Source organism: Nereida sp. MMG025, from assembly GCF_021654165.1.
GTDB lineage: Bacteria > Pseudomonadota > Alphaproteobacteria > Rhodobacterales > Rhodobacteraceae > Nereida.
Window position 1 is genome coordinate 138,551 of record NZ_JAKFZN010000002.1, and the last position, 20,639, is coordinate 159,189.

The 20,639-nt window shown below is 54.5% G+C and carries 22 protein-coding genes; 12 read left to right on the plus strand and 10 right to left on the minus strand.

The genetic code is table 11. The features are described 5' to 3' along the window. Window positions 1-42 precede the first annotated feature (42 nt). Window positions 43-1,248, plus strand: coding sequence for an NAD(P)/FAD-dependent oxidoreductase (locus L1065_RS06715; protein WP_237094698.1), 1,206 nt, complete (start codon window positions 43-45; stop codon window positions 1,246-1,248). Next, entirely contained in the window at window positions 1,245-1,790 is a 546-nt protein-coding gene (gene rsmD / locus L1065_RS06720; protein ID WP_237094699.1) for a 16S rRNA (guanine(966)-N(2))-methyltransferase RsmD, read from the plus strand. Before L1065_RS06715 ends, rsmD begins: the two co-directional genes overlap by 4 nt. Window positions 1,791-1,881: 91 nt before the next feature. On the opposite strand, the gene L1065_RS06725 is transcribed toward rsmD, so the two are convergent. The 3 genes from L1065_RS06725 to sfsA form a co-directional block, all read right to left on the minus strand. Beyond that, window positions 1,882-2,928: a TRAP transporter substrate-binding protein gene (locus L1065_RS06725; RefSeq protein ID WP_237094700.1), complete on the minus strand. Its 1,047-nt coding sequence runs from the start codon at window positions 2,926-2,928 to the stop codon at window positions 1,882-1,884. Between the two features lie 123 nt (window positions 2,929-3,051). Continuing rightward, on the minus strand, window positions 3,052-3,864 hold the full coding sequence (gene map / locus L1065_RS06730) for a type I methionyl aminopeptidase (RefSeq protein ID WP_237095174.1): 813 nt from the start codon (window positions 3,862-3,864) through the stop codon (window positions 3,052-3,054). A 37-nt stretch (window positions 3,865-3,901) separates the two neighbouring features. Further along, complete coding sequence (gene sfsA / locus L1065_RS06735; protein WP_237094701.1) at window positions 3,902-4,609, minus strand: DNA/RNA nuclease SfsA; 708 nt, start codon at window positions 4,607-4,609, stop codon at window positions 3,902-3,904. A gap of 49 nt (window positions 4,610-4,658) precedes the next feature. On the opposite strand from sfsA, the gene L1065_RS06740 reads away from it, so the two are divergent. The 4 genes from L1065_RS06740 to L1065_RS06755 are packed head-to-tail and all read left to right on the plus strand — an operon-like array spanning window position 4,659 to window position 7,563. Further along, complete coding sequence (locus L1065_RS06740) at window positions 4,659-5,381, plus strand: molybdopterin-binding protein (protein ID WP_237094702.1); 723 nt, start codon at window positions 4,659-4,661, stop codon at window positions 5,379-5,381. Then, complete coding sequence (locus L1065_RS06745) at window positions 5,378-6,061, plus strand: N-acetyltransferase (RefSeq protein ID WP_237094703.1); 684 nt, start codon at window positions 5,378-5,380, stop codon at window positions 6,059-6,061. Before L1065_RS06740 ends, L1065_RS06745 begins: the two co-directional genes overlap by 4 nt. Continuing rightward, on the plus strand, window positions 6,058-6,624 hold the full coding sequence (locus L1065_RS06750) for a peroxidase-related enzyme (protein WP_237094704.1): 567 nt from the start codon (window positions 6,058-6,060) through the stop codon (window positions 6,622-6,624). Before L1065_RS06745 ends, L1065_RS06750 begins: the two co-directional genes overlap by 4 nt. Before the next feature lie 15 nt (window positions 6,625-6,639). Further along, entirely contained in the window at window positions 6,640-7,563 is a 924-nt protein-coding gene (locus L1065_RS06755; protein WP_237094705.1) for an OmpA family protein, read from the plus strand. Between the two features lie 54 nt (window positions 7,564-7,617). Here the strand turns inward: L1065_RS06755 and L1065_RS06760 are convergent, their stop codons facing one another. The 6 genes from L1065_RS06760 to ilvD all read right to left on the minus strand — a co-directional run bounded on the left by L1065_RS06760 (window position 7,618) and on the right by ilvD (window position 14,414). Beyond that, window positions 7,618-8,523 (minus strand): LysR family transcriptional regulator, encoded by a 906-nt coding sequence (locus tag L1065_RS06760; protein ID WP_237094706.1) that lies wholly within the window; start codon window positions 8,521-8,523, stop codon window positions 7,618-7,620. Between the two features lie 171 nt (window positions 8,524-8,694). Continuing rightward, window positions 8,695-10,719 carry an FAD-dependent oxidoreductase gene (locus L1065_RS06765; RefSeq protein ID WP_237094707.1) on the minus strand — a complete coding sequence of 675 codons (2,025 nt, stop codon included), beginning with the start codon at window positions 10,717-10,719 and terminating at the stop codon, window positions 8,695-8,697. A 104-nt stretch (window positions 10,720-10,823) separates the two neighbouring features. Then, entirely contained in the window at window positions 10,824-11,192 is a 369-nt protein-coding gene (locus L1065_RS06770; RefSeq protein WP_237094708.1) for a hypothetical protein, read from the minus strand. Window positions 11,193-11,214: 22 nt separating this feature from the next. After that, window positions 11,215-11,988, minus strand: coding sequence for a DUF6478 family protein (locus L1065_RS06775; RefSeq protein WP_237094709.1), 774 nt, complete (start codon window positions 11,986-11,988; stop codon window positions 11,215-11,217). Between the two features lie 55 nt (window positions 11,989-12,043). Then, a complete protein-coding gene (locus tag L1065_RS06780; RefSeq protein ID WP_237094710.1) occupies window positions 12,044-12,706 on the minus strand; it encodes a hypothetical protein in 663 nt (220 codons plus the stop codon). Beyond that, complete coding sequence (gene ilvD / locus L1065_RS06785) at window positions 12,687-14,414, minus strand: dihydroxy-acid dehydratase (protein WP_237094711.1); 1,728 nt, start codon at window positions 14,412-14,414, stop codon at window positions 12,687-12,689. The genes L1065_RS06780 and ilvD overlap by 20 nt, the downstream gene beginning before the upstream one ends. A 110-nt stretch (window positions 14,415-14,524) precedes the next feature. Here ilvD and L1065_RS06790 point away from each other — a divergent pair, with 110 nt between their 5' ends. The 5 genes from L1065_RS06790 (at window position 14,525) to L1065_RS06810 (ending at window position 19,209) form a co-directional block, all read left to right on the plus strand. Continuing rightward, window positions 14,525-15,400, plus strand: coding sequence for a CPBP family intramembrane glutamic endopeptidase (locus L1065_RS06790; protein ID WP_237094712.1), 876 nt, complete (start codon window positions 14,525-14,527; stop codon window positions 15,398-15,400). A gap of 54 nt (window positions 15,401-15,454) precedes the next feature. Beyond that, window positions 15,455-16,366 carry an acetyl-CoA carboxylase, carboxyltransferase subunit beta gene (accD, locus tag L1065_RS06795; RefSeq protein WP_237094713.1) on the plus strand — a complete coding sequence of 304 codons (912 nt, stop codon included), beginning with the start codon at window positions 15,455-15,457 and terminating at the stop codon, window positions 16,364-16,366. A gap of 35 nt (window positions 16,367-16,401) precedes the next feature. Continuing rightward, window positions 16,402-17,637 (plus strand): folylpolyglutamate synthase/dihydrofolate synthase family protein, encoded by a 1,236-nt coding sequence (locus L1065_RS06800; protein ID WP_237094714.1) that lies wholly within the window; start codon window positions 16,402-16,404, stop codon window positions 17,635-17,637. A gap of 154 nt (window positions 17,638-17,791) precedes the next feature. Then, window positions 17,792-18,406 (plus strand): rhodanese-like domain-containing protein, encoded by a 615-nt coding sequence (locus L1065_RS06805; protein ID WP_237094715.1) that lies wholly within the window; start codon window positions 17,792-17,794, stop codon window positions 18,404-18,406. After that, window positions 18,403-19,209: a LysM peptidoglycan-binding domain-containing protein gene (locus L1065_RS06810; protein ID WP_237094716.1), complete on the plus strand. Its 807-nt coding sequence runs from the start codon at window positions 18,403-18,405 to the stop codon at window positions 19,207-19,209. The genes L1065_RS06805 and L1065_RS06810 overlap by 4 nt, the downstream gene beginning before the upstream one ends. Window positions 19,210-19,264: 55 nt before the next feature. Here L1065_RS06810 and zapE read toward each other — a convergent pair whose 3' ends face one another. After that, the gene (gene zapE, locus L1065_RS06815; RefSeq protein WP_237094717.1) at window positions 19,265-20,320 is read right to left on the minus strand and encodes a cell division protein ZapE; all 1,056 of its coding nucleotides are present in this window, start codon (window positions 20,318-20,320) and stop codon (window positions 19,265-19,267) included. Window positions 20,321-20,377: 57 nt separating this feature from the next. Between zapE and L1065_RS06820 the strand changes: the two genes are divergently transcribed. Beyond that, window positions 20,378-20,632: a DUF5665 domain-containing protein gene (locus L1065_RS06820; RefSeq protein ID WP_237094718.1), complete on the plus strand. Its 255-nt coding sequence runs from the start codon at window positions 20,378-20,380 to the stop codon at window positions 20,630-20,632. The last annotated feature ends 7 nt before the right edge of the window (window positions 20,633-20,639 follow it).

Here is a 20,639-nt window from a genome sequence, read left to right on the forward strand (position 1 = left end):
AGGCTGCAATTCAGGGTTCGGCCACAAACGAAAGCAAGATTAATGAGCCATATCGTCGTTATCGGTGCCGGCCAGGCGGGCGCATCTCTCGTTGCGAAACTGCGCACCGAAGGCTTTGACGGACAGGTCACATTGATTGGTGCAGAAACCGTTCCGCCGTATCAACGTCCCCCTCTTTCAAAGGCCTATCTGCTTGGTGATATGAGTGAGGAACGTCTCTATCTGCGGCCCGAACACTTCTATGAGGATCAAAGGATTGATCTGAAGCTGGCAAGTCATGTGGAGCGCATTGACCCGGAAAAAAAGGCAATCCACTTGGCGGATGAGGTCATCACATATGACCAGCTCGCTTTGACAACAGGATCAACCCCCCGCAAGTTGCCGGCCAGTATCGGGGGGGATTTGGGCAATGTCTTTACGGTCCGCGATCTGGCAGACGTCGACAAGATGGCACCGCATGTAAAAACAGGAAAATCGGTCCTTATTGTCGGCGGCGGATATATCGGTCTCGAAGCGGCGGCCGTATGTGCGCAAAAAGGGTTGAATGCCACGCTTGTTGAAATGGCGGACCGTATTTTGCAGCGTGTGGCCAGTGCCCAGACATCTGACTACTTCCGCTCACTCCACACTGCCCATGGCGTTAACATTCAAGAAGGTGTGGGCCTGTCCCGATTGGAAGGGGATAGCCATGTCAGCAGTGCGCAACTCTCTGATGGATCGCGGATAGATGTTGATTTCGTCATCGTTGGCGCCGGCATCACGCCCTGTGATAGGCTGGCCGCAGATGCGGGATTGGCAATCGAAAACGGCATTAAAACCGATCAATTTGGCCGCACATCAGATGCAAGTATCTGGGCCGCAGGAGATTGCGCCAGCTTTCCATGGCGAGGCGAACAGATGCGCCTTGAAAGCGTGCAAAACGCGATTGATCAGGCCGAATTGGTTGCGCGGAATATGCGCGGGGCCGCAGAAGCATATGATCCCAAACCGTGGTTTTGGTCGGATCAATACGATGTGAAACTCCAAATTGCTGGCCTGAATGCGGGGTTCAACCACGTGGTGATCCGCAATGCACCAGATGGGTTGAGCCATTGGTACTATAAAGGCGACAAACTTCTGGCTGTTGATGCAATGAATGATCCGCGCGCCTTTATGGTCGCCAAGCGCCTTTTGGAAGCTAAAAAATCACCTGACCCTGACGTGGTCGGTGATCCATCACGCGACCTTAAAATGCTTCTGCGCGCGTGAGGATCATCGCGGGGGCACATCGCGGCCTTGCACTTGCCGCGGTCGGTAAGGGGGACGCGGCCAAACACTTGCGGCCCACCACGGACCGCGTGCGTGAAACCCTGTTTAACATCCTGAACAACTACATTTATTTCGATGAACAGACGGTGCTGGATCTTTTTGCAGGCACCGGGGCACTTGGGCTTGAGGCGGCAAGTCGCGGCGCGACCCATTGCACCTTTGTGGACGATGGGCGCGTGGCGTTGCGCCTCTTGGCCGAAAATATCGCGAAATGCCAGATTGATGCTGACGTGATCAAACGGGATGCTACACGTGCCGACTATCCAAGCAACAGTCGGTTTTCTCTCGTGTTTATGGATCCACCCTATGGCAAAGACCTAGGGCAAAAGGCGCTGGCCAACGCTTTAAACCATCTTACTGATGATGCGCTGGTCGTTTGGGAAGAAAACGCGCCAATGCAGGCTCCCGTTGGTTTTGAGCAACTGGATCAGCGCAGATTTGGTGACACGTGGATCACCATTTTGCGCAGGCAAGTGACCTGAAAAAAGACAAGGGACGCCTCGGGGAAGGCGTCCCTCTTTCATGGTGCAAGTGTCACTGGGTAAGGGCAGATGCACCAATCCGATCAGAGCTTCAGTTGCTGGATCCGATACCGATCGTCTGCTCCACAGCGGCACGCGCATCATCGATCAGTTGTTGCCCGTTCAGTCCCTTACCATCGGCCTCGACAATCCATTCGGCAATAACATCATCGCCAAGCGCTTGGATGCGTGCTGTTTCTTCGGGCGATAGAACCGCAATTTCGTTGCCATCTTCGATCATTAAATCGCGGCCATCCACATCGCCTGTGTCATGCGCACGACCTGCCCATGCGCTTGCCATTGCACCCGAGTTGGCATCAATCACAGCTTTAAGATCGTCGGGAAGGCTGTTGTATTTCGCTTTGTTCATCGCCCAAACGAAGAACAAATTATAAAGCGCCTTGTCACCTGAAACATCGGTATGACTGTCCGTCAGTTCATTGAGTTTCAGACTTGGCGACATTTCCCACGTGATTACACCACCGTCCAAAACACCCTTTGACAGAGCTTCTGGAAAGGCAGGTACCGGCATGCCAACAGGGACAGCCCCCATTTTGTTCAACAACATCGTTGCGGGACGCGAAGGACCGCGCAAACGCAAGCCATCAAAATCCTCAAGCATTTGCGGCGCGCTGCCTTTGGCATGCACAATACCCGGGCCATGCATATGCGTGGCGATGACGTGAACATCGCGGAAGTCATCCATCAGATGCTTTTCAGTGAAAATCCAGGCTGCTGCGCTGGCCTCTTCACCGGATTTGGTGGTCATGAACGGCATCTCCATCGCTTCAACTTCGGGGAAACGACCAGGTTGATAACCTGGGATCACCCATCCACCATCCACAACGCCATCGCGGATCAGATCGTATTGACTTGGCGCTTTGCCACCCAATTGCATAAAGGGATAAAGCTCCACTTTGATACGACCATCGCTGTCGGCTTCGATTTTATCTGCCCAAGGCTGCATGAAATGCTTTGGGTTGGCCGATTTTGGTGAGACAAAATGCTGGAACCGCAAGGTAACCTCTTGCGCAAAACCAGTGGTTGCCATCATGCCAAGTGCGGCGGCGAGGGCTGCGGATTTTATCAGACGATTCATCGCGCGACCTCCCTTTCTCAAAGTGTGACGTCCAATAGGACAGTGAGACTTACTTAAGTTACTTGCGAGCCATTCTCAAGTATCGCTAGCGGGGAAACGAACTGTCGAGTTCCCCGAATGTGTCTAGGCGGTATATGTCGGGTGGAACAAGCCTTTTGGCGACAAAGTGAAGATGTCTGCGCCGTCCGAGGTCACACCGATTGAATGCTCGAACTGCGCAGACAGAGATTTATCCCGCGTCACCGCCGTCCAGTCATCCGCCAAAATTTTGGTTTCCGGCCGCCCTAAATTCACCATCGGTTCGATCGTAAAGAACATGCCTTCTTCAAGTGTGGGTCCAGACCCTTCGCGTCCATAGTGCAAGACATTTGGCGGCGCGTGGAACACTTGGCCCAAACCATGCCCGCAAAAGTCCCGCACAACCGACATGCGCTGACTTTCGACATATGACTGGATTGCATGCCCAATATCCCCGAACGTATTGCCAGGTTTCACCTGCTCGATCCCAAGCATCAGCGCGTCATGGGTGACTTGGATCAAGCGTTCGCTTTTGCGCGACAGCTTGCCTGCGACATACATCCGACTGGTATCGCCAAACCACCCATCGACGATGACTGTGACATCAATGTTCAGGATATCCCCGTCTTTCAGACGTTTGTCGCCCGGGATACCGTGGCAGACCACATGGTTTACGCTGATGCAGCTGGCGTGTTGATACCCTCGGTAGCCAATCGTGGCAGAAGTGGCGCCGGCATCCTCAACCATCTGCGTAATGATGCGGTCAATCTCTCCTGTAGATTGGCCAACAAACACATGATCAACCATTGCATCCAAGATCTCGGCAGCCAGTTGGCCTGCTTTGTGCATGCCAACGTGATCCGCAGCGTCATAAATGCGAATTCCGTCTTTGGTCACACGCGATTTGCTTTTGTCCATCATGTTCGTGTCTCGGCCTTGTCTACTTTAGGCTTAGTTAGGTCGCCTTATCAGGAATGTCGATGGCAAGCCGTCGGCCAAGTGTGACACCTTCGGGCGTGATGATCGTGTTATAGCACAAGATCTCAACCCCCGCCTGGACCGCAGATTGCAAAGCTGCTGCATATTTGAGATCAATATCCTGCGCGATAGACACCCTGTCGCAATCCGTGCGGGACACCAGATAGAACTGCACCGCACGATCCCCCCGCAAGGCCACAGATGACAGCTCCCCAAGATGTTTGGCGCCTCGCGCGGTGACGCTATCTGGAAATTCGGCCAAGCCGCTTGTGCGCATAAGCGTGACGGATTTCACCTCAACAAAACAAGGTGTCGCGCCATCTAAAAGGAAATCAATGCGGCTGTTCTGCCCGTATCTCTGTTCTGGACGAATGGCCTGATAGCCACAAAGCTCGGGAATTGAACCTGCTATCAAGGCCTCGCCGACAACCCGATTGGCGACAGAGGTGTCGATGCACGTAAATCCCGCTTGCTCTACCAAACGCCAGCCAAATTTAAGCTTCTTTTTCGGGTCCGTGTTCGGCTCTAGCCAAACTTTTGTGCCCTCCTCCTTCAGCCCCATCATTGATCCAGGGTTTGGGCAATGGGCTGTCACCTCTTGACCGTCCTGCAATCGAACATCCGCCAAAAAGCGTTTGTAGCGACGGATAAGGGTTGCAGGGATGAGATCAGTTTGAAAGCGCATGCCCCCTGCCCTATAGCCTAAGATAACAGATGTTAAGGGAGCCCATCAGATGCCTAATCCAACTGCCGCCATGCTTGTGATCGGCGATGAAATTCTTTCGGGCCGCACCCGCGACGCCAATATGCACTACCTCGCTGGCGAACTGACGAAAGTGGGCATCACACTGGGCGAGGTGCGTATCGTCAGCGATGACGCAGATGCGATTGTTGGGGCCGTCAAAAGCCTCTCGGATCGTTTTGACACCGTGTTCACAAGTGGTGGGATTGGCCCAACGCATGACGATATTACCGCCGATTGCATTGCACGGGCCTTTGGTGCGTCGATTGACGTACGTGATGACGCGCGGGCGTTACTTGCAGCACATTACAAACGCGCGGGCTCCGAGTTAAATGAGGCGCGGTTGCGCATGGCCCGCATCCCTGACGGCGCAAAACTCATCGACAATCCAGTCAGCGTGGCTCCAGGCTTCACACTTGAAAACGTGCATGTCATGGCGGGTGTCCCAAGTGTGTTCCAAGCGATGGTCGCAAGCGTTCTGCCAACGTTGACAGGCGGCGCGCCGCTCTTGTCTCAAAGCCTTCGCATCAACCGCGGCGAAGGGGATATCGCAGGGCCACTGGCCGCTTTGGCGCAACGCTACACCGAGCTGTCAATTGGATCGTACCCTTTCCAAAAAGATGGGGCCTTTGGGGCAAATATCGTGATCCGCGGGACCGATGGTGCACAAATTGATGCCGCCATGACAGAACTTGCCGCTCTTTTTCCTGAATGACGCCGGAACGCCTGTATCAAGCGATTGACGCCACTTGGCCTGCCGCAAAAATTTGGCGGGACGGTCCATGGACCCACCGCGATGGCGCGGGCGGTGGCAGCCGTGTTTCAGCCACAACGCTGGATGGTCCGTTCGACCAATTACCCGACCGACCGCTTTTTATGGTGAAAAGCGGCCAAGACATGCTTGATCAGCATCTCGACGCTGCAGGTTATCTGATCAAAGATCCCGTAACGCTCTACAGCTGTCCCATTGATACATTCGCCCAAGAACCACCTGCTGTTTCTACGTTTGCAATTTGGGAACCCCTGGCAATCATGCGCGAGATAAGGGCAGCGGGCGGAATAGGGCCTGAACGTCTTGCAATCATGCACCGCGCGCACCATCCCAAAACAGCCATTCTTGGCAGGCTTGCGGGAAAACCTGCCGCGACCGCATTTGTGGCGATAGATGGTGATCTGGCGATGCTGCATGCTTTGGAAGTCGCAGCGCCCCATCGGCGCGGCGGTATGGGGCGCTATATGATGCAGCGCGCAGCGATATGGGCCAAATTCAGTGGCGCCAAACATATCGCGGTTCTTGTCACAAAAGAGAACATGGGGGCCAATAGGCTTTATCAATCGCTTGGAATGATGCCCACCGCCTCGTATCATTACCGCATAAAGGGAGAGATCATATGACCAAAGAGCCAACCGCACTTGACCTGCCGATGGTTGATCAACTGCCCGACGATATCCAGAAGTATTTCGATGTCTGCCAAGACAAACTGGGGATGATACCGAATGTGTTGCAGGCCTACGCATTCGATATTGAAAAACTGCGCGCGTTTACCGGCATGTATAATGATCTGATGCTGGCAGAGAGCGGACTGAGTAAATTGGAACGCGAAATGATTGCAGTGGTCGTGTCATCGATTAACAAATGTTTTTATTGCCTGACCGCACATGGGGCTGCGGTGCGCCAGCTGTCGGGCGATCCCGCTTTGGGCGAGATGATGGTGATGAATTGGCGCGCAGCCGATTTGGACGCACGCCAGACCGCCATGCTCGGGTTTGCGGAAAAAGTGACAAAAGCAAGCGCTGAAATTACCGAAGACGACCGGAACGCGCTGCGCGGCGTTGGGTTTGGTGAGCGCGATATCTGGGACATCGCGGCTGTCGTAGGTTTCTTCAATATGTCCAACAGGATGGCCAGCGCCGTCGATATGCGCCCTAATCCTGAATATCATGCCCAAGCCCGATAAAGCGACACACGCGTGATGGTTCGCCGGTTTCTTCCACTGTTGGTTTTTGCTGCCTCGGCAAGCTATGGCGCAGTATTGGACCTGCCAAGCAACGCAGCCCAAACCCGCGAAGAAAAAAGTGGCGCGGCGGAACTGAACGTGCCAACGGCGCCATTCAACAATGGCAAAGTCCCCGGTGTGACATTTGAAGGGCAACTGACGACACAGGCATGGCGGATTGATGCAGCGGGGATCACGTCGCTTCAGTTGCTTGATCCGCTTCGCACTCAGCTTCTGGACGCGGGGTTTGAGATCACTTTTGAATGTCGGGACACAGAATGCGGCGGCTTTGATTTTCGCTTTGCGCTCGATCTTTTGCCCGCACCAGACATGTTCGTCAGTCTGGGTGATTTCTACTTTCTATCCGCAACAAAAGAAGACGAAGCGGTCACCCTTTTGACAAGCCGTTCAAGCACTTCTGGCTATTTGCAGATTTCACACATCAGTCCCGATGGTGCGACACCTTTTGTAGATAGCGATGCCGCGCCAGCACGACAAATCGCCGTAAGTAACAGCACAACCGATGATATTATCGCAAGCCTTGAGGCAAAGGGATTTGCTATTCTTGGCGACCTGACGTTTGAAACAGGCTCGTCCAATCTTGGCGAGATTGAATTCCCCTCACTTCAAATTTTGGCAGAGTATTTGCTGAGCAATCCAAACAGACGCGTTGGTTTGGTCGGTCATACCGATAGCGAGGGATCGCTAGACGGAAATATCGCGCTGTCGAAAAGACGGGCAAGCGCGGTGCTCGAAAGACTGGTGAGCCGCTACAACATCCCACGCGCGCAATTAGAAGCAGAAGGCATGGGATACCTTAGTCCGATCGCCAGCAATTTGACCGAAGAAGGACGACAACAAAACCGTCGTGTAGAAGTGATTATCACCTCCACAAACTGACAAACAAAAAGGGCACCACAGATACTCTGGGCGCCCTTTTTGAATTCTAACAAGTTACCACTGATCGGGGCCCTTATCTGCAAAAGTGTGCGCCAGAAAGTCAATGAAAGCGCGGACCTTGGGCTGCGTGAAGCGGCCAGGGGGATAGACCGCATAGATGCCTTGGGTTTCCAGCGGCAAATCAGGGATCGCTTCTTCAACAAGCCCTTGTGCTTCGGCTTCCGCGTAAAGGAAGCTTGGCAAATACGCGATGCCCAAACCGCTGATCGCGGCGTTCAACAACGACTGGCCATCATTTACTGTCAACCAACCCGCAGTGCGCACTTGACGCTTCTCACCTGACGGCGCAGTCAATTTCCAGACATTGCCCGATGACTGGTTCGAATAATGCAGCAGCTTATGCTCGTTCAGGTCATCGATCTTTTGGGGACGGCCGTGTTTTTCAAAATACTCTGGCGACGCAATCATCCGTTTGGTTGTTTCGGTCAACTTTCTGGCACGCAGGGTGCTGTCTTCAAGTTCACCGATGCGAACCGCCATGTCGAAACCTTCGGAAATCAGCTCAACATAGCGATTGTTGAGCACCATATTCACGGTGATATCCGGAAATTCAGCCAAAAAGTCGCCCAGTACAGGCGAGAGATGATTTACACCGAAATCTGTCGCAACACTGATCCGCAGCAGGCCAGATGGCGCGCTTTGCATGGATGTCACTAGAGCATCTGCCTCACCTGCATCGTTCAATACGCGCCGCGCACGATCATAGTAGGCCAAGCCAATCTCAGTGGGGCTCACCCGGCGTGTGGTTCGGTTCAAAAGCCGCGCACCAAGGCGGGCCTCCAAGGACGATACGTGCTTTGAAACGGCAGATTTTGAAATCCCCATCTTTTTAGCAGCATCTGTAAATCCACCTTGATCCACAACAGTGGCGAAGGCTTGCATTTCGGTCAGGCGGTCCATTGATCTACCTCTGGGCTCATTTGCGTCGAGGATCATCTATGGGGGGGAATTCGGGCGCAAACGGGGCAGCATCCCGACAATAGCAGGGTTTTACTGGGAACGTTTCGGGGCAGGAAACAGATGAACAGTCTGCGCCAACTGTTTCCGCGCCATCCGTTTACGGGGTATTCGTCAAAGGGCAGCAGCCAACCGTGTGCCCTGATCAATCGCACGTTTGGCATCCAGTTCGGCCGCGACATCGGCACCGCCAATGACATGCGGCTTCATTCCTTTGGCTTCCAAAGCATCTGCCAAAGACCGCTCAGACAGCTGCCCTGCGCACAAAACAATCGTGTCCGCTTTGATCAAAGTGGGATTATCCCGTGCCTCCCCATAACTGACATGCAGCCCTTCGGCGTCGATACGTTCGTAGTTTACGCCACCGATCATTTTGACATCTTTCATCTTCAGAGACGCGCGGTGAATCCATCCGGTTGTCTTACCCAGGCCTTTTCCAAGCTTCTGTGCTTTGCGCTGCAAGAGTGTCACGTCGCGGATGGGGGCCTCAGGCTTGGGGCCTTGCGCACGCAAACCGCCGGGTTCGTGTGCAGGATCACCCACGCCCCATTCTTCCAGCCACTCATCCAGATCTTCTGTCGGACTATCACCTGTGACAAGGGTTTCGGCCACGTCAAAACCAATGCCGCCCGCACCGATGATCGCAACGCGCTTGCCAACATCGACCCCGCCCCGCAAGACATCGATATACGACACGACATGTGGCTGATCCTGACCTTCAATTTCTGGATCACGCGGAATGACACCGGTTGCAATGATCACTTCGTCAAACTTGGCCAGTGCGCCCGCAGTCGCTTCGGTTTCAAGCTGCACATCAACACCAACATGTTCCAGCATCGTGCGATACCAATCGACCAACCCCCAAAACTCTTCTTTGCCGGGGACTTGTTTGGCCATGTTAAGCTGGCCGCCGACTTCCGATGCGCGATCAATCAACGTTACCTTGTGGCCGCGTTGCGCCGCGGTCATCGCGGTCGACATCCCCGCGGGACCAGCCCCCACCACCGCGATCGTCTTAACTGTCGCGGCAGGTTCCACCACCAATTCCGTCTCATAACAGGCGCGTGGGTTGACAAGGCACGAACTGATTTTGCCGCTAAAGGTATGGTCCAGACACGCCTGATTGCAGGCAATACAGGGCGCGATATGCGCAGACTGACCATCCTTGGCCTTTTTCACAAATTGGCTGTCGGCCAAAAAGGGGCGCGCCATGCTGACCATATCAGCACAGCCTTCAGCCAAAACCTGCTCTCCGACCTCGGGGGTGTTGATGCGGTTCGACGTAATAACGGGGATCCCCACATGACCCATCAGCTTTTTGGTGACCCATGCAAAAGCAGCGCGTGGCACAGATGTGGCAATCGTAGGGATCCGCGCTTCGTGCCAGCCTATCCCTGTGTTTATGATTGTCGCCCCTGCATCCTCAACAGCTTTGGCCAGTTGCAAAACCTCCTCGAAGGTCGAGCCATTTGGCACCAGATCAATCATCGACAAACGGTAAATCAAAATGAAATTGGGGCCTACCGCCTCGCGCGTGCGGCGCACCACCTCAACGGGTAAGCGCATGCGGTTTTCATACGATCCACCCCAACGGTCGGTGCGTTTATTGGTATGGGTCACCAGAAATTGGTTCAGGAAATATCCTTCCGACCCCATGATTTCGACACCATCATATCCCGCCTTTTGTGCATTCACTGCAGACTGCACAATATCGCTGATCTGCTTTTCGATTCCCGCCTCATCCAATTCCTTGGGAGGGAAAGGCGAGATAGGCGACTTAATGGCCGACGCGCTTACACATTCAGGGCCATAGGCATAGCGCCCCGCATGCAATATCTGCATCGCAATTTTTCCACCTGCTTCGTGCACGCGGTCTGTAACAGTTTGGTGGTTGGCAATATCGTCGTCATTAAACAAACCGGCAGCACCGGGGAAAACGCCGCCTTCACGGTTTGGGGCCATGCCACCTGTCACCATCAGGGCCACGTCACCACGGGCGCGTTCGGCATAAAATTCCGCAACGCGGTTCCAGTCCTTTGTCTCTTCTAACCCTGTGTGCATCGATCCCATCAGAACGCGGTTTTTGAGCGTCGTGAACCCAAGGTCAAGCGGAGCTAAAAGATGTGGATAGGATGTCATGGTCGTCTCCCTTTAGGTTACAGGAAACATATCCGCGCGCGCCGCAAAGTCATGCCAAACGCCGCGTCAAACATTGATAGTGAGCCAAAAACGACAAACTGGTTTCAGGTCGTTTCAACGCAATGACGGCGGAAGGCGCGTTTGAGCATATCAAGCTCGGAGCGCAGCAACGACATCTCACCGCGGATATCGTCTTTCAGATCATCGCCAGCCATCGATGTAATCACTTCAAGGGTCTCACCCGTGGCGGTCGCAGATATCAGGGCCGTGTGAACCCCGTCCGACAGCATTTCGATTGGCAAAGGCACCCGCAAGGTAAACCTGCCGGCAATATCCGTTTGGCCGATCTCTACGCCCTCAATCGGCTTTTCTAGAAACGTAACGACGACTTCAGGCAATCCATCGGCAACGTCGAGCAAACCTTCCCAAACTCCAGATTGAAGGCGGGTTTTGGTCACTTGGATCTCGCTCATGATATGACCTTTCCTGACATTACTAGAATTCTGCCCGCGGTTGGCGGCTGAAGGTAAGATCGCGCAAAACAATCTGATTCATCTCCGGGCCTTCAAAAATCAAATCGACCCACATACGTTCAACACGCTTTTCGTTGATCTTGGTGTAGGCCAGATCGAATTCTACCATCACCTCGTCTTGGCCCAGTGGCAACTCACGCACGATTTGGTCTGTGTTTGGCCCGTGCTTCACATTCAAACGCACAAAAATTTCGAGCGGCTTTTCGGTCTCGACAACTGCATCCATACGCACAAGATGGCGCTTCTTGAGACCTTGGACCGACTCGTGCGGCAAATCCAAAACCACCGATAGAAACGATCCATCAAAGCGAAACACATCCATGCGCACACCAAACGGCGCAAGATCACTTTGGCGTTGATTGCGCAGTTGGCGCAATGTCATCTCTGAAATATCGCAATCATGGAAAATCGTTGCCTGCGATCCAAACCCCGTTTTGTTTTGTACCGCCGCAATGCCGTTTGGGCTCAACGGTCCACGCCAGGCTTCGGGGCGCCATGCCCAATCGCTGTCGTGGGGCACTTGCATGGCATTGGAATCCTGAAGCGGAAGCGCCAGACGGCTGTCCGCTACAAAGGCCAACTCATCCAGATAGCGCTTTAATTCGCGTGCCCGCGCGCGTTGTTTGCGCAAGCGCGACAAAGGCGCCGATTGCGCACGGCTGGCCGCAGCACGCCAGCGGCGCAACACGCGCCGATGCAAAAAGCGCTCTAGTGGTTTGACGGTAAGCCTGCTCATTGGAACCCGAGTCGGTGTTTGAATGTTTCTTATACGGAAACAATAAACAAATTCACTACCTTAGCGAGCCTAGGAGCCCCTTTTTTCCCGTTTGGGCATCATTTTGCGAATTTGCTGCACGCAGTTGGGTCAGATACGTTCTCAAAATCTTCAGCCCGTCTTGCTCGCTCACCTGATTTTTGCCGTATCCACCCGACGTGATTGTAACGGCCCTGCCCTCGATCACGGTCACAGCACGCCAATGGGTTTGATAGCCACGCCCAAAGGGGGTCGCGCTTGTATCTTGCACACGCACGAAAAACGTATCGGGTTGGGGCCATGTTCCAAGCACAGTCACCGTCTGGGGAACGCCTGTGCGACTGATAAGCGCTTTCGCATCGTCACTTTTGAAGAACGCATCCAGCTCTTCTGGGCTACCCAAACCATCGCCAGACACGCGACCACCAATGGAAGTCGTCAAAACGGCAATAGGCTCGGGCCAATCAAAACCGTCGCGCCCCAATGATCGACACGGCAAGATGACAGTGCCGTCCGAAGAACTGCTTTCATGATCAACGCAAAAGCCGATAGGCGCACGGATCTGCAAGCCCCCCACAACTGTTTCCGTCAGCGATATTTTTGCGTCACCTTTTTGTTGCGCAACGGGAAGCGTATCGCACCCCGCGACTGCAACCAGACACGCAAGTCCCGCAAGACCCTTAGAGGTCCATGTAAACATGGCGTTCTTTCTTCGCTCCAGGGTGGGTCACGGCACCAAGCCGTGTAGATCCGACAAGCTGCGCGTATTTGTAAAGCGCACCGCTGGCGTAAATCGTTTCCCTGGCGCCCTTCCAGTCGGCTTTGCGCGCGTCCAGTTCCTCGTCGGTCAGGTCTACCGACAATTCACCGGTAATGGCGTTGATGGTAATGACGTCACCGTCTTTCAGCATCCCGATGGGGCCACCGTGCGCGGCCTCGGGTCCAACGTGTCCAACACAGAAACCCCGTGTCGCACCTGAAAAACGGCCATCTGTGATAAGCGCAACTTTCTTACCCATACCCTGGCCCGATAGCGCCGCGGTTGTGGCAAGCATTTCGCGCATACCCGGACCGCCAGCAGGACCCTCATTACGAATAACAAGGACTTCACCCTCTTCATATTGGCGCTGTTTTACGGCCTCAAAAGCATCTTCTTCACACTCAAAGACGCGGGCTGGCCCTGTGAACGATTGTTCCTGCGTATTCATGCCGGCCACTTTTACAATCGCGCCTTCTGGCGCCAAGTTGCCTTTTAGACCAACAACACCACCCGTTTTCGTCAGTGGGGCGTCGATGGGGTAGATCACTTTCCCATCCGCTTCGAGGCTTACTTTGTCCAGTTCTTCACCAATGGAATATCCAGTGACAGTCATGCAGTCCTCATGGACCAGACCTGCTTTGCGCAGCTCTTTCATCACGACAGGAACGCCACCCGCTTCATAAAGATCTTTGGCAACATATTGGCCGCCAGGCTTCAGATCGACAAAATAAGGCGTGTCGCGGAAAATCTCGCAGACGTCATCAAGATCAAAGTCGATGCCAGCTTCATGCGCAATCGCGGGCAAGTGCAGCCCCGCGTTGGTTGACCCGCCCGTGCAAGCCACAACGCGTGCCGCGTTTTGAAGGCTCTCCAACGTAACGATGTCACGTGCGCGGATGTTTTTTTCGATCAGGCGCATCACCGCTTCACCCGATGCCACACCGTATTGATCACGGCTTTCGTAGGGCGCAGGCGCACCCGCAGAATTGGGCAGAGCAAGACCAATCGCTTCAGAAACACACGCCATCGTGTTGGCCGTAAACTGGCCGCCACAAGCACCGGCCGAAGGACAGGCGACGCGCTCAAGCGTGCGCAGGGCTTCGTCACTCATATTGCCCGCTTGGTGCTGACCAACCGCTTCAAACACATCCTGAACCGTCACGTCCTTGCCATCCAAGCGGCCCGGCAAAATCGATCCACCGTAGATGAAAACGGAAGGCGTATTCAAACGCACCATCGCCATCATCATACCCGGAAGGGATTTGTCGCAACCGGCAAGGCCGACAATCGCATCATAGCAGTGTCCACGCATCGTCAGCTCGACGGTATCAGCAATCGCTTCACGCGATGCCAAAGACGAGCGCATCCCCTCGTGGCCCATAGCAATACCGTCGGTCACGGTGATCGTCGTAAATTCACGCGGTGTGCCTTTGGCCGATTTGACGCCCAGTTTCACCGCCTGCGCCTGACGATTCAGCGAGATGTTGCACGGCGCAGCTTCGTTCCAGCAGGTCGCGACACCAACCAAAGGCTGTGCGATTTCTTCTTCCGTCAGGCCCATAGCGTAGTAATACGAACGGTGCGGCGCGCGCGAAGGACCCTCGGTCACATGGCGGCTTGGTAGCTTTGACTTATCGACCTTCGACATTTGGCTGGAACTCCCTCAAATTTGCTTGGCAACGGGATAAGCCAGCATATGGCTCTATACAAGCATGATTGCCGCTTGAGACTTCGCGCTGTGCAGTCCAATGTCGTGCCATGTCCTACAATGATCACCACTATCTTATCGATCCAGCCCGCCCGCGATCCGAAATCTGGCGCACGGTCCTGGGCAGTGGCCTGATCCTTGGGGTTTACATGGGGCTGCTTGTTGGCTTGTTTTTCGTTTTGGAAAGCACCTTCGGCATTGATTTTGTGGTGTCGCTGTTCGACGGGGCGACCCCGGCCGCGATGGCAAGCCTGCTTGCAACATTCCTGTTCATGACATTCGGCGTCTGGTGCGCGATGCGCCTTTTGCACAAGCGCGCGTTTGCAAGCCTTCTGGGGCCTCAGGAATGGCTTGTCCCGCAATTTGGGCGCGCAATGGTCGCTTTAATCGCACTTACCATCGTATCGCTTTTGATACCGACAGGTGATCTGATGGACGATCTGTCGCTCAATATGCCCGTTGGCCGTTGGTTGATGTTCCTGCTGCCCGCCTTGGTCTTGGTTTTCATCCAGATTAGCGCAGAGGAATTTGTATTTCGTGGCTATCTGCAAAGCCAACTTGCCGCGCGGTTCAACTCGCCCTTTGTCTGGATGCTGATCCCGTCATTGCTGTTCGGTGTGCTGCACCACAGCCCAAGTGAATACGGAAGCAACGCGATATTTATCACGCTCTGGGCCGTGATTTTTGGCGCACTTGCCGCCGATCTGACAGCGCGGTCCGGCACGCTTGGCCCTGCACTGGCGCTGCATTTTGCCAACAACGTATCGGCCATGCTTTTCGTTGGTGTGGACGGAACGCTGTCGGGTTTTGCGCTCTACACGCTTCCTATTGATCCAAGCGATCCTGACTTACTGCCACTCATCTGGATCGATCTGGTAGCCATGTTCGTAGCTTGGCTGGCCGTGCGCGTTGCCATACGTCGCTGATTGCAATTCGCGTCACACACACTTATTTGGACCTAACGTTAGCAGGGAAAACCCATGAACTGGATTTCAAACTACGTCCGTCCGACGATCAATTCGATCTTCTCGCGCCGTGAAGTGCCCGAGAACCTTTGGCACAAATGCGATGAATGCGGCACCATGCTGTTTCACCGTGAATTGTCGGACAACCTGAACGTATGCACACAGTGTAATCATCACATGGGAATCACCCCGCGTGATCGGTTCAAAGCCCTGTTTGATGGTGGCATCTTTGTCGAGGTTGATGTCCCTGAACCCGTGGCCGACCCTTTGCACTTCAAAGACCAAAAACGCTACGCCGACCGTATGAAGGCCGCAACGAAAGCAACTGGCGAAAAAGAAGCCATGTTGGTGGTCGAAGGCGAAATGGGCCGCACACCGATTGTTGCTGCCTGTCAGGACTTCTCGTTCATGGCGGGATCGATGGGCATGTATGTCGGCAATGCCATCATTGCGGCAGCGGAACGCGCTGTTGAATTGAAGCGCCCGCTCATTTTGTTTTCCGCCGCCGGCGGTGCACGGATGCAGGAAGGTATTCTTTCGTTGATGCAAATGCCGCGCACGACAGTCGCGCTGCAAATGCTCAAGGAAGAGGGTCTGCCTTATATTGTTGTGCTGACCCACCCCACCACAGGCGGTGTCACAGCCAGCTACGCCATGCTTGGCGATGTCCATATTGCCGAACCAAACGCGCTGATCTGTTTTGCAGGTCCGCGCGTGATCGAACAAACAATCCGCGAAAAGCTTCCCGAAGGATTTCAACGCGCTGAGTATCTGCTGGAACACGGGATGTTGGACCGCGTGACATCACGCACGCAGATGAAAGAAGAATTGATCTCGATCACGCGGATGCTTATGCGCCAGGAAGCTCCCGTCAAAGGTGATTTGCCTGCGCCTGACGCACCTGTAGAACAGACCAAAGAGACGTGAGCCCGAACACCTCGGACGTCATTCTGCAAAGGATGATGGCGCTTCACCCAAAAATCATTGACCTGACGCTGGATCGTGTTTGGCGCTTGCTTGGCGCACTTGATAACCCGCAAGACCGCCTGCCCCCCGTGATCCATATCGCGGGCACCAACGGGAAAGGCTCAACCCAAGCGATGATCCGCGCAGGTCTTGAAGGGGCGGGCAAGTCGGTTCACGCCTACACAAGCCCCCACCTTGCACGGTTCCACGAACGCATCCGCCTTGCAGGAGAGTTGATTTCCGAAGCCGATCTGACGGAAATACTGGATGTCTGTTACGCCGCCAATGATGGCGAAAACATAACATACTTTGAGATTACGACCGTCGCAGCCCTGCTTGCCTTTGCACGCACATCCGCAGATTTCACCTTGCTGGAAGTCGGACTTGGCGGCCGTCTTGATGCCACCAATGTCGTGTCCGACCCCGCCGTTACAATCATCACGCCGGTCGATCTGGACCATCAGCAATTCCTTGGCGATACGATCGAACAGATCGCTGGCGAAAAGGCGGGCATCATCAAGCGCGGCATCCCGGTGATCGTCGGCCCGCAACATGATGCAGCGCTAGAGGTGATCGAACGCCGCGCCGAAACACTGGGCGCCCCCGTTTTCGCCCACGGCCAGCACTGGCATGTTTGGCAAGAACGGGACCGACTGGTGTTCCAGGATGAAAATGGCCTGCTCGATTTGCCTCTGCCCGCGCTGCAAGGCGCCCACCAAGTGCAGAATGCAGGCGCGGCGCTGATGGCTTTGCGCCATCTGGGCTTTGATGAAGCGGCCTGCGCCGCCGCAATGGAAAACGTCAGCTGGCCTGCGCGCATGCAAAGGCTGCGCCACGGCCCTTTGGTTGAGGCCGCTGGCGAGGCCGAGGTTTGGCTGGACGGGGGTCATAACCCCGCAGCAGGCAGGGCGCTGGCCGCTTTGATCAAAAAACTCCCTGCACGGCCAACGCACCTCATTTGCGGAATGCTCAACACCAAAGACATCGCTGGCTTCATGGCGCCTCTGGCAGAGGTTGCGGATACACTCACAGCCATTACCATCCCCGACGAGGTGAACACCCTACCCGCAGGGGAAACCGCAAAAGCCGCACAAAGTGTCGGCCTTCACAGCACGACCGCCCGCTCGGCACAGGATGCTTTGCGCGCTATCACCGCAAAAACTCCCACGGCCCGGGTCTTAATCTGCGGGTCTCTCTACCTTGCTGGTGCAATTTTACGCGAAAACGGCTGAACCGTCGTTTTTTCCCAGAAAAACGAATCGGTGATTCGAAAACCCTTTGACGAGCGATTCGTTCTGCCTCTATATGTTGTGCCAGTTGCAAATTTTGCGAGGACTGCCATCCAAGCGAACCATATCTGGTATTTGCGAACTGGGGGACGGTATTATGAAACGCAGCCTTTATTTTGGGGCATCTGTGATTGCGGTCAGCGGGACGGCACTATTTGCTCAGGCGCAAGCTGATCAAACTTCTTTTAATTTTAATGGTCAGGATTTTACGATCACGCGTGCGGCGCAAGTGAACCTGGAAGCGGTTGCCCGTTTCAGCGCCCCCGATCTCAGCTGCGAAGGCAAATGCCTTAGCCCGATGGTGGCCGCCGACGGCGTAGATACAATCGGCGAACTGGATGTCATGACCTTTATGACCCAAGCCGTTGCGAACGGCTCTGGCTTGATTGTTGACGCACGTCTGCCTGAGAACCGTTCAATCGGGTTTATTCCAGCATCTGTTAACGTGCCTTTGCCAACGATGGAGGCGGAAAACCCCTTCCGCCAGGACATTCTGCTTGCATTGGGCGCTCGCGCTCTGGGCGATACCCTGAACTTTTCGGACGCAATGGACCTCGTTGTTTTTGATGCAGGCCCTGGCACCACCGATGCACAACGCATGATCAACAATTTGCTCGATGCGGGCTACCCCGCTGAAAAGATTAAATATTACCGCGGCGGCATGCAGGTTTGGACTGCGCTTGGCCTGACAACTCAGGAACAACCGTCATGACAACCGCGAATAAACCAGCCGCGCCGAACTATTTGCCAATGCTGCTGGCTATTGGGGCATTTTCCTTCGTTGTGGGTGGCGCTGTGACCTACCAGATCGTCAAACTGACAGGCGGCCAAACGGCGCCGCTGGCCGAAACATCTATGCCCGAGACCGCCAGTCCCGAAGTGACACGCGCAGAAGCCCCTACGACCGATGTATCGTCGCTGATCAATGGGCTGGACCTGCAATCTGCCGCAACAGCCTTGATCGTTGTAGAAGACAAGCCCGCATTCAAGCCGCCTCAACCCGAAACTATTCTTGAGCAGAGCTCATTGACCGCTCTTAAACAGGGGGTTCTGTCGGGCGTGCTTGAAGTGGGCACAACAGACGATGACCGGCTTGCGCTGACATCGACAGACGGCAGTTTCGATATGGAAAATGCGAAATCCCTGATCGCGCAGGCTGCATCGAACGGGGCGCTCACCGTGCCTGAAGGGCTTGATACGGAAGCAGGCGATCTGGATAGAAACACATTGCTGCTGGCCGTGGTGCAACAGTCCCTTGAAGCAGGCAACAAACGCGAACAAGACGCCGCGCGAAACCTGCGCGAACAGGCATTCAAATCTTCAATCGCACAAACCACCGCAATCAACGGCGCGCGCTACTACACGGTCAAACCAGGCGATAGCCTCGCCTATATTTCACTTCAGTTTTACGGAAGCCCCTCTGCATACATAGAGATTTTCCAAGCAAATAGGGACACGCTTACGTCACCCGATCAGATTTTTATCGGGCAAAAGCTTCTTATCCCATCGGTATAATAAAACAGGCAAACTATAAGCCATCGAGCAAAACTTAAGGGGTCCTTCGGGACCCCTACTTTTTTGCCCAGTCCTCTGCTTGCATTTCGCGCAGGCGGCTGGCGGTGCGCTCAAACTCAAAGGTTCCCTCGCCTTCAAGATAAAGCATCTCGGGGCTGGCCGCGGCAGAACAGATCAGGCGAATTTGCGCCTCATAAAGCGCGTCAATCAACGTCACAAAGCGTTTCGCTTCATTGAAATTGCTGCGCCCGAGGCTCGGGATATCTTCTAGCACCAACACCTTGACCGTTTCAGCCAAGGCAAGATAATCCGCCGCCCCCAAGGGTTTGCCACACAGGTCATAAAACGATGCCCGTGCCACCCCATTGTGAAAGGCAGGGATCACCACATCGCGCCCCTTGACCCGCAGCATGAGCGGCGCGCCCTGCCCATGCGTGAAATCGGTCCAGACGTCGTCAATCTGGCGGCGGGCTTGCGCATTGATCGGGGTAAAATACGTTGGCGATCCTGCAATGCGGTCTTGGCGGTAGTCTTTGGGCGACACCAGTTCATGGACCACCATCCGCTCTTTGATCATTTCAATAAACGGAACAAACAAATCGCGGTTCAAGCCGTCCTTATAAAGGTCATCTGGCACACGGTTCGATGTCGTAACCACGACAATGCCGGCTGCAAACAACTTCTCGAACAGACGCCCGACAATCATGGCATCCGTGATATCGGTGATCTGCATCTCGTCAAAAGCAAGGCAGCGCACATCGGCGATAACTGCATCTGCAACAGGGGTAATCGCGTCATCCACACCTTGCTGGCGGGCGTCGTGCATTGCCGCGTGTATCTCTTGCATAAAGGCATGGAAATGCACGCGGCGAACAGGCACCTGCAAATGGGCAACGAACATATCCATCAACATGGATTTGCCCCGTCCAACCCCGCCCCAAAGATAGAGACCTTTTATGGGGTCAGGCGCTTTGCGAAAAAACCCTTTTTTGGCAGGCTGCGCCAAACCGTCCGCGATGCGATCAAACTCGGGCATCACCCGTTCTTGCGCAGGATCCGCATGCAAAATGCCCGACGCGACCTGATCATGATATGTTTGTGCCAAACTCATATCTTCGACTAGCCCGACACGTTTGCAATTTCCAGAGGCACGCCGCAATCTGACGCTATGGATAAAGATTTAGAGAAACTAAGCGCAGAGCTTGAGAAACTGAACCAGCATCGTTTTGTAACGGTGCATAATTCGATCCTCCGCTTGCTTGCCTTCCAATTTGCGCGTGGTCTGTTTTTCGGACTTGGCTCAGTGCTTGGGGCGACGGTTGTTGTCTCGGTCCTTGTGTATTTGCTCAGTCAGATTGATTTCATTCCCGTCTTGGGCGATCTGGCGCAACAACTGATCGACCAGATACAGCAACCCGAATAAGCACCGC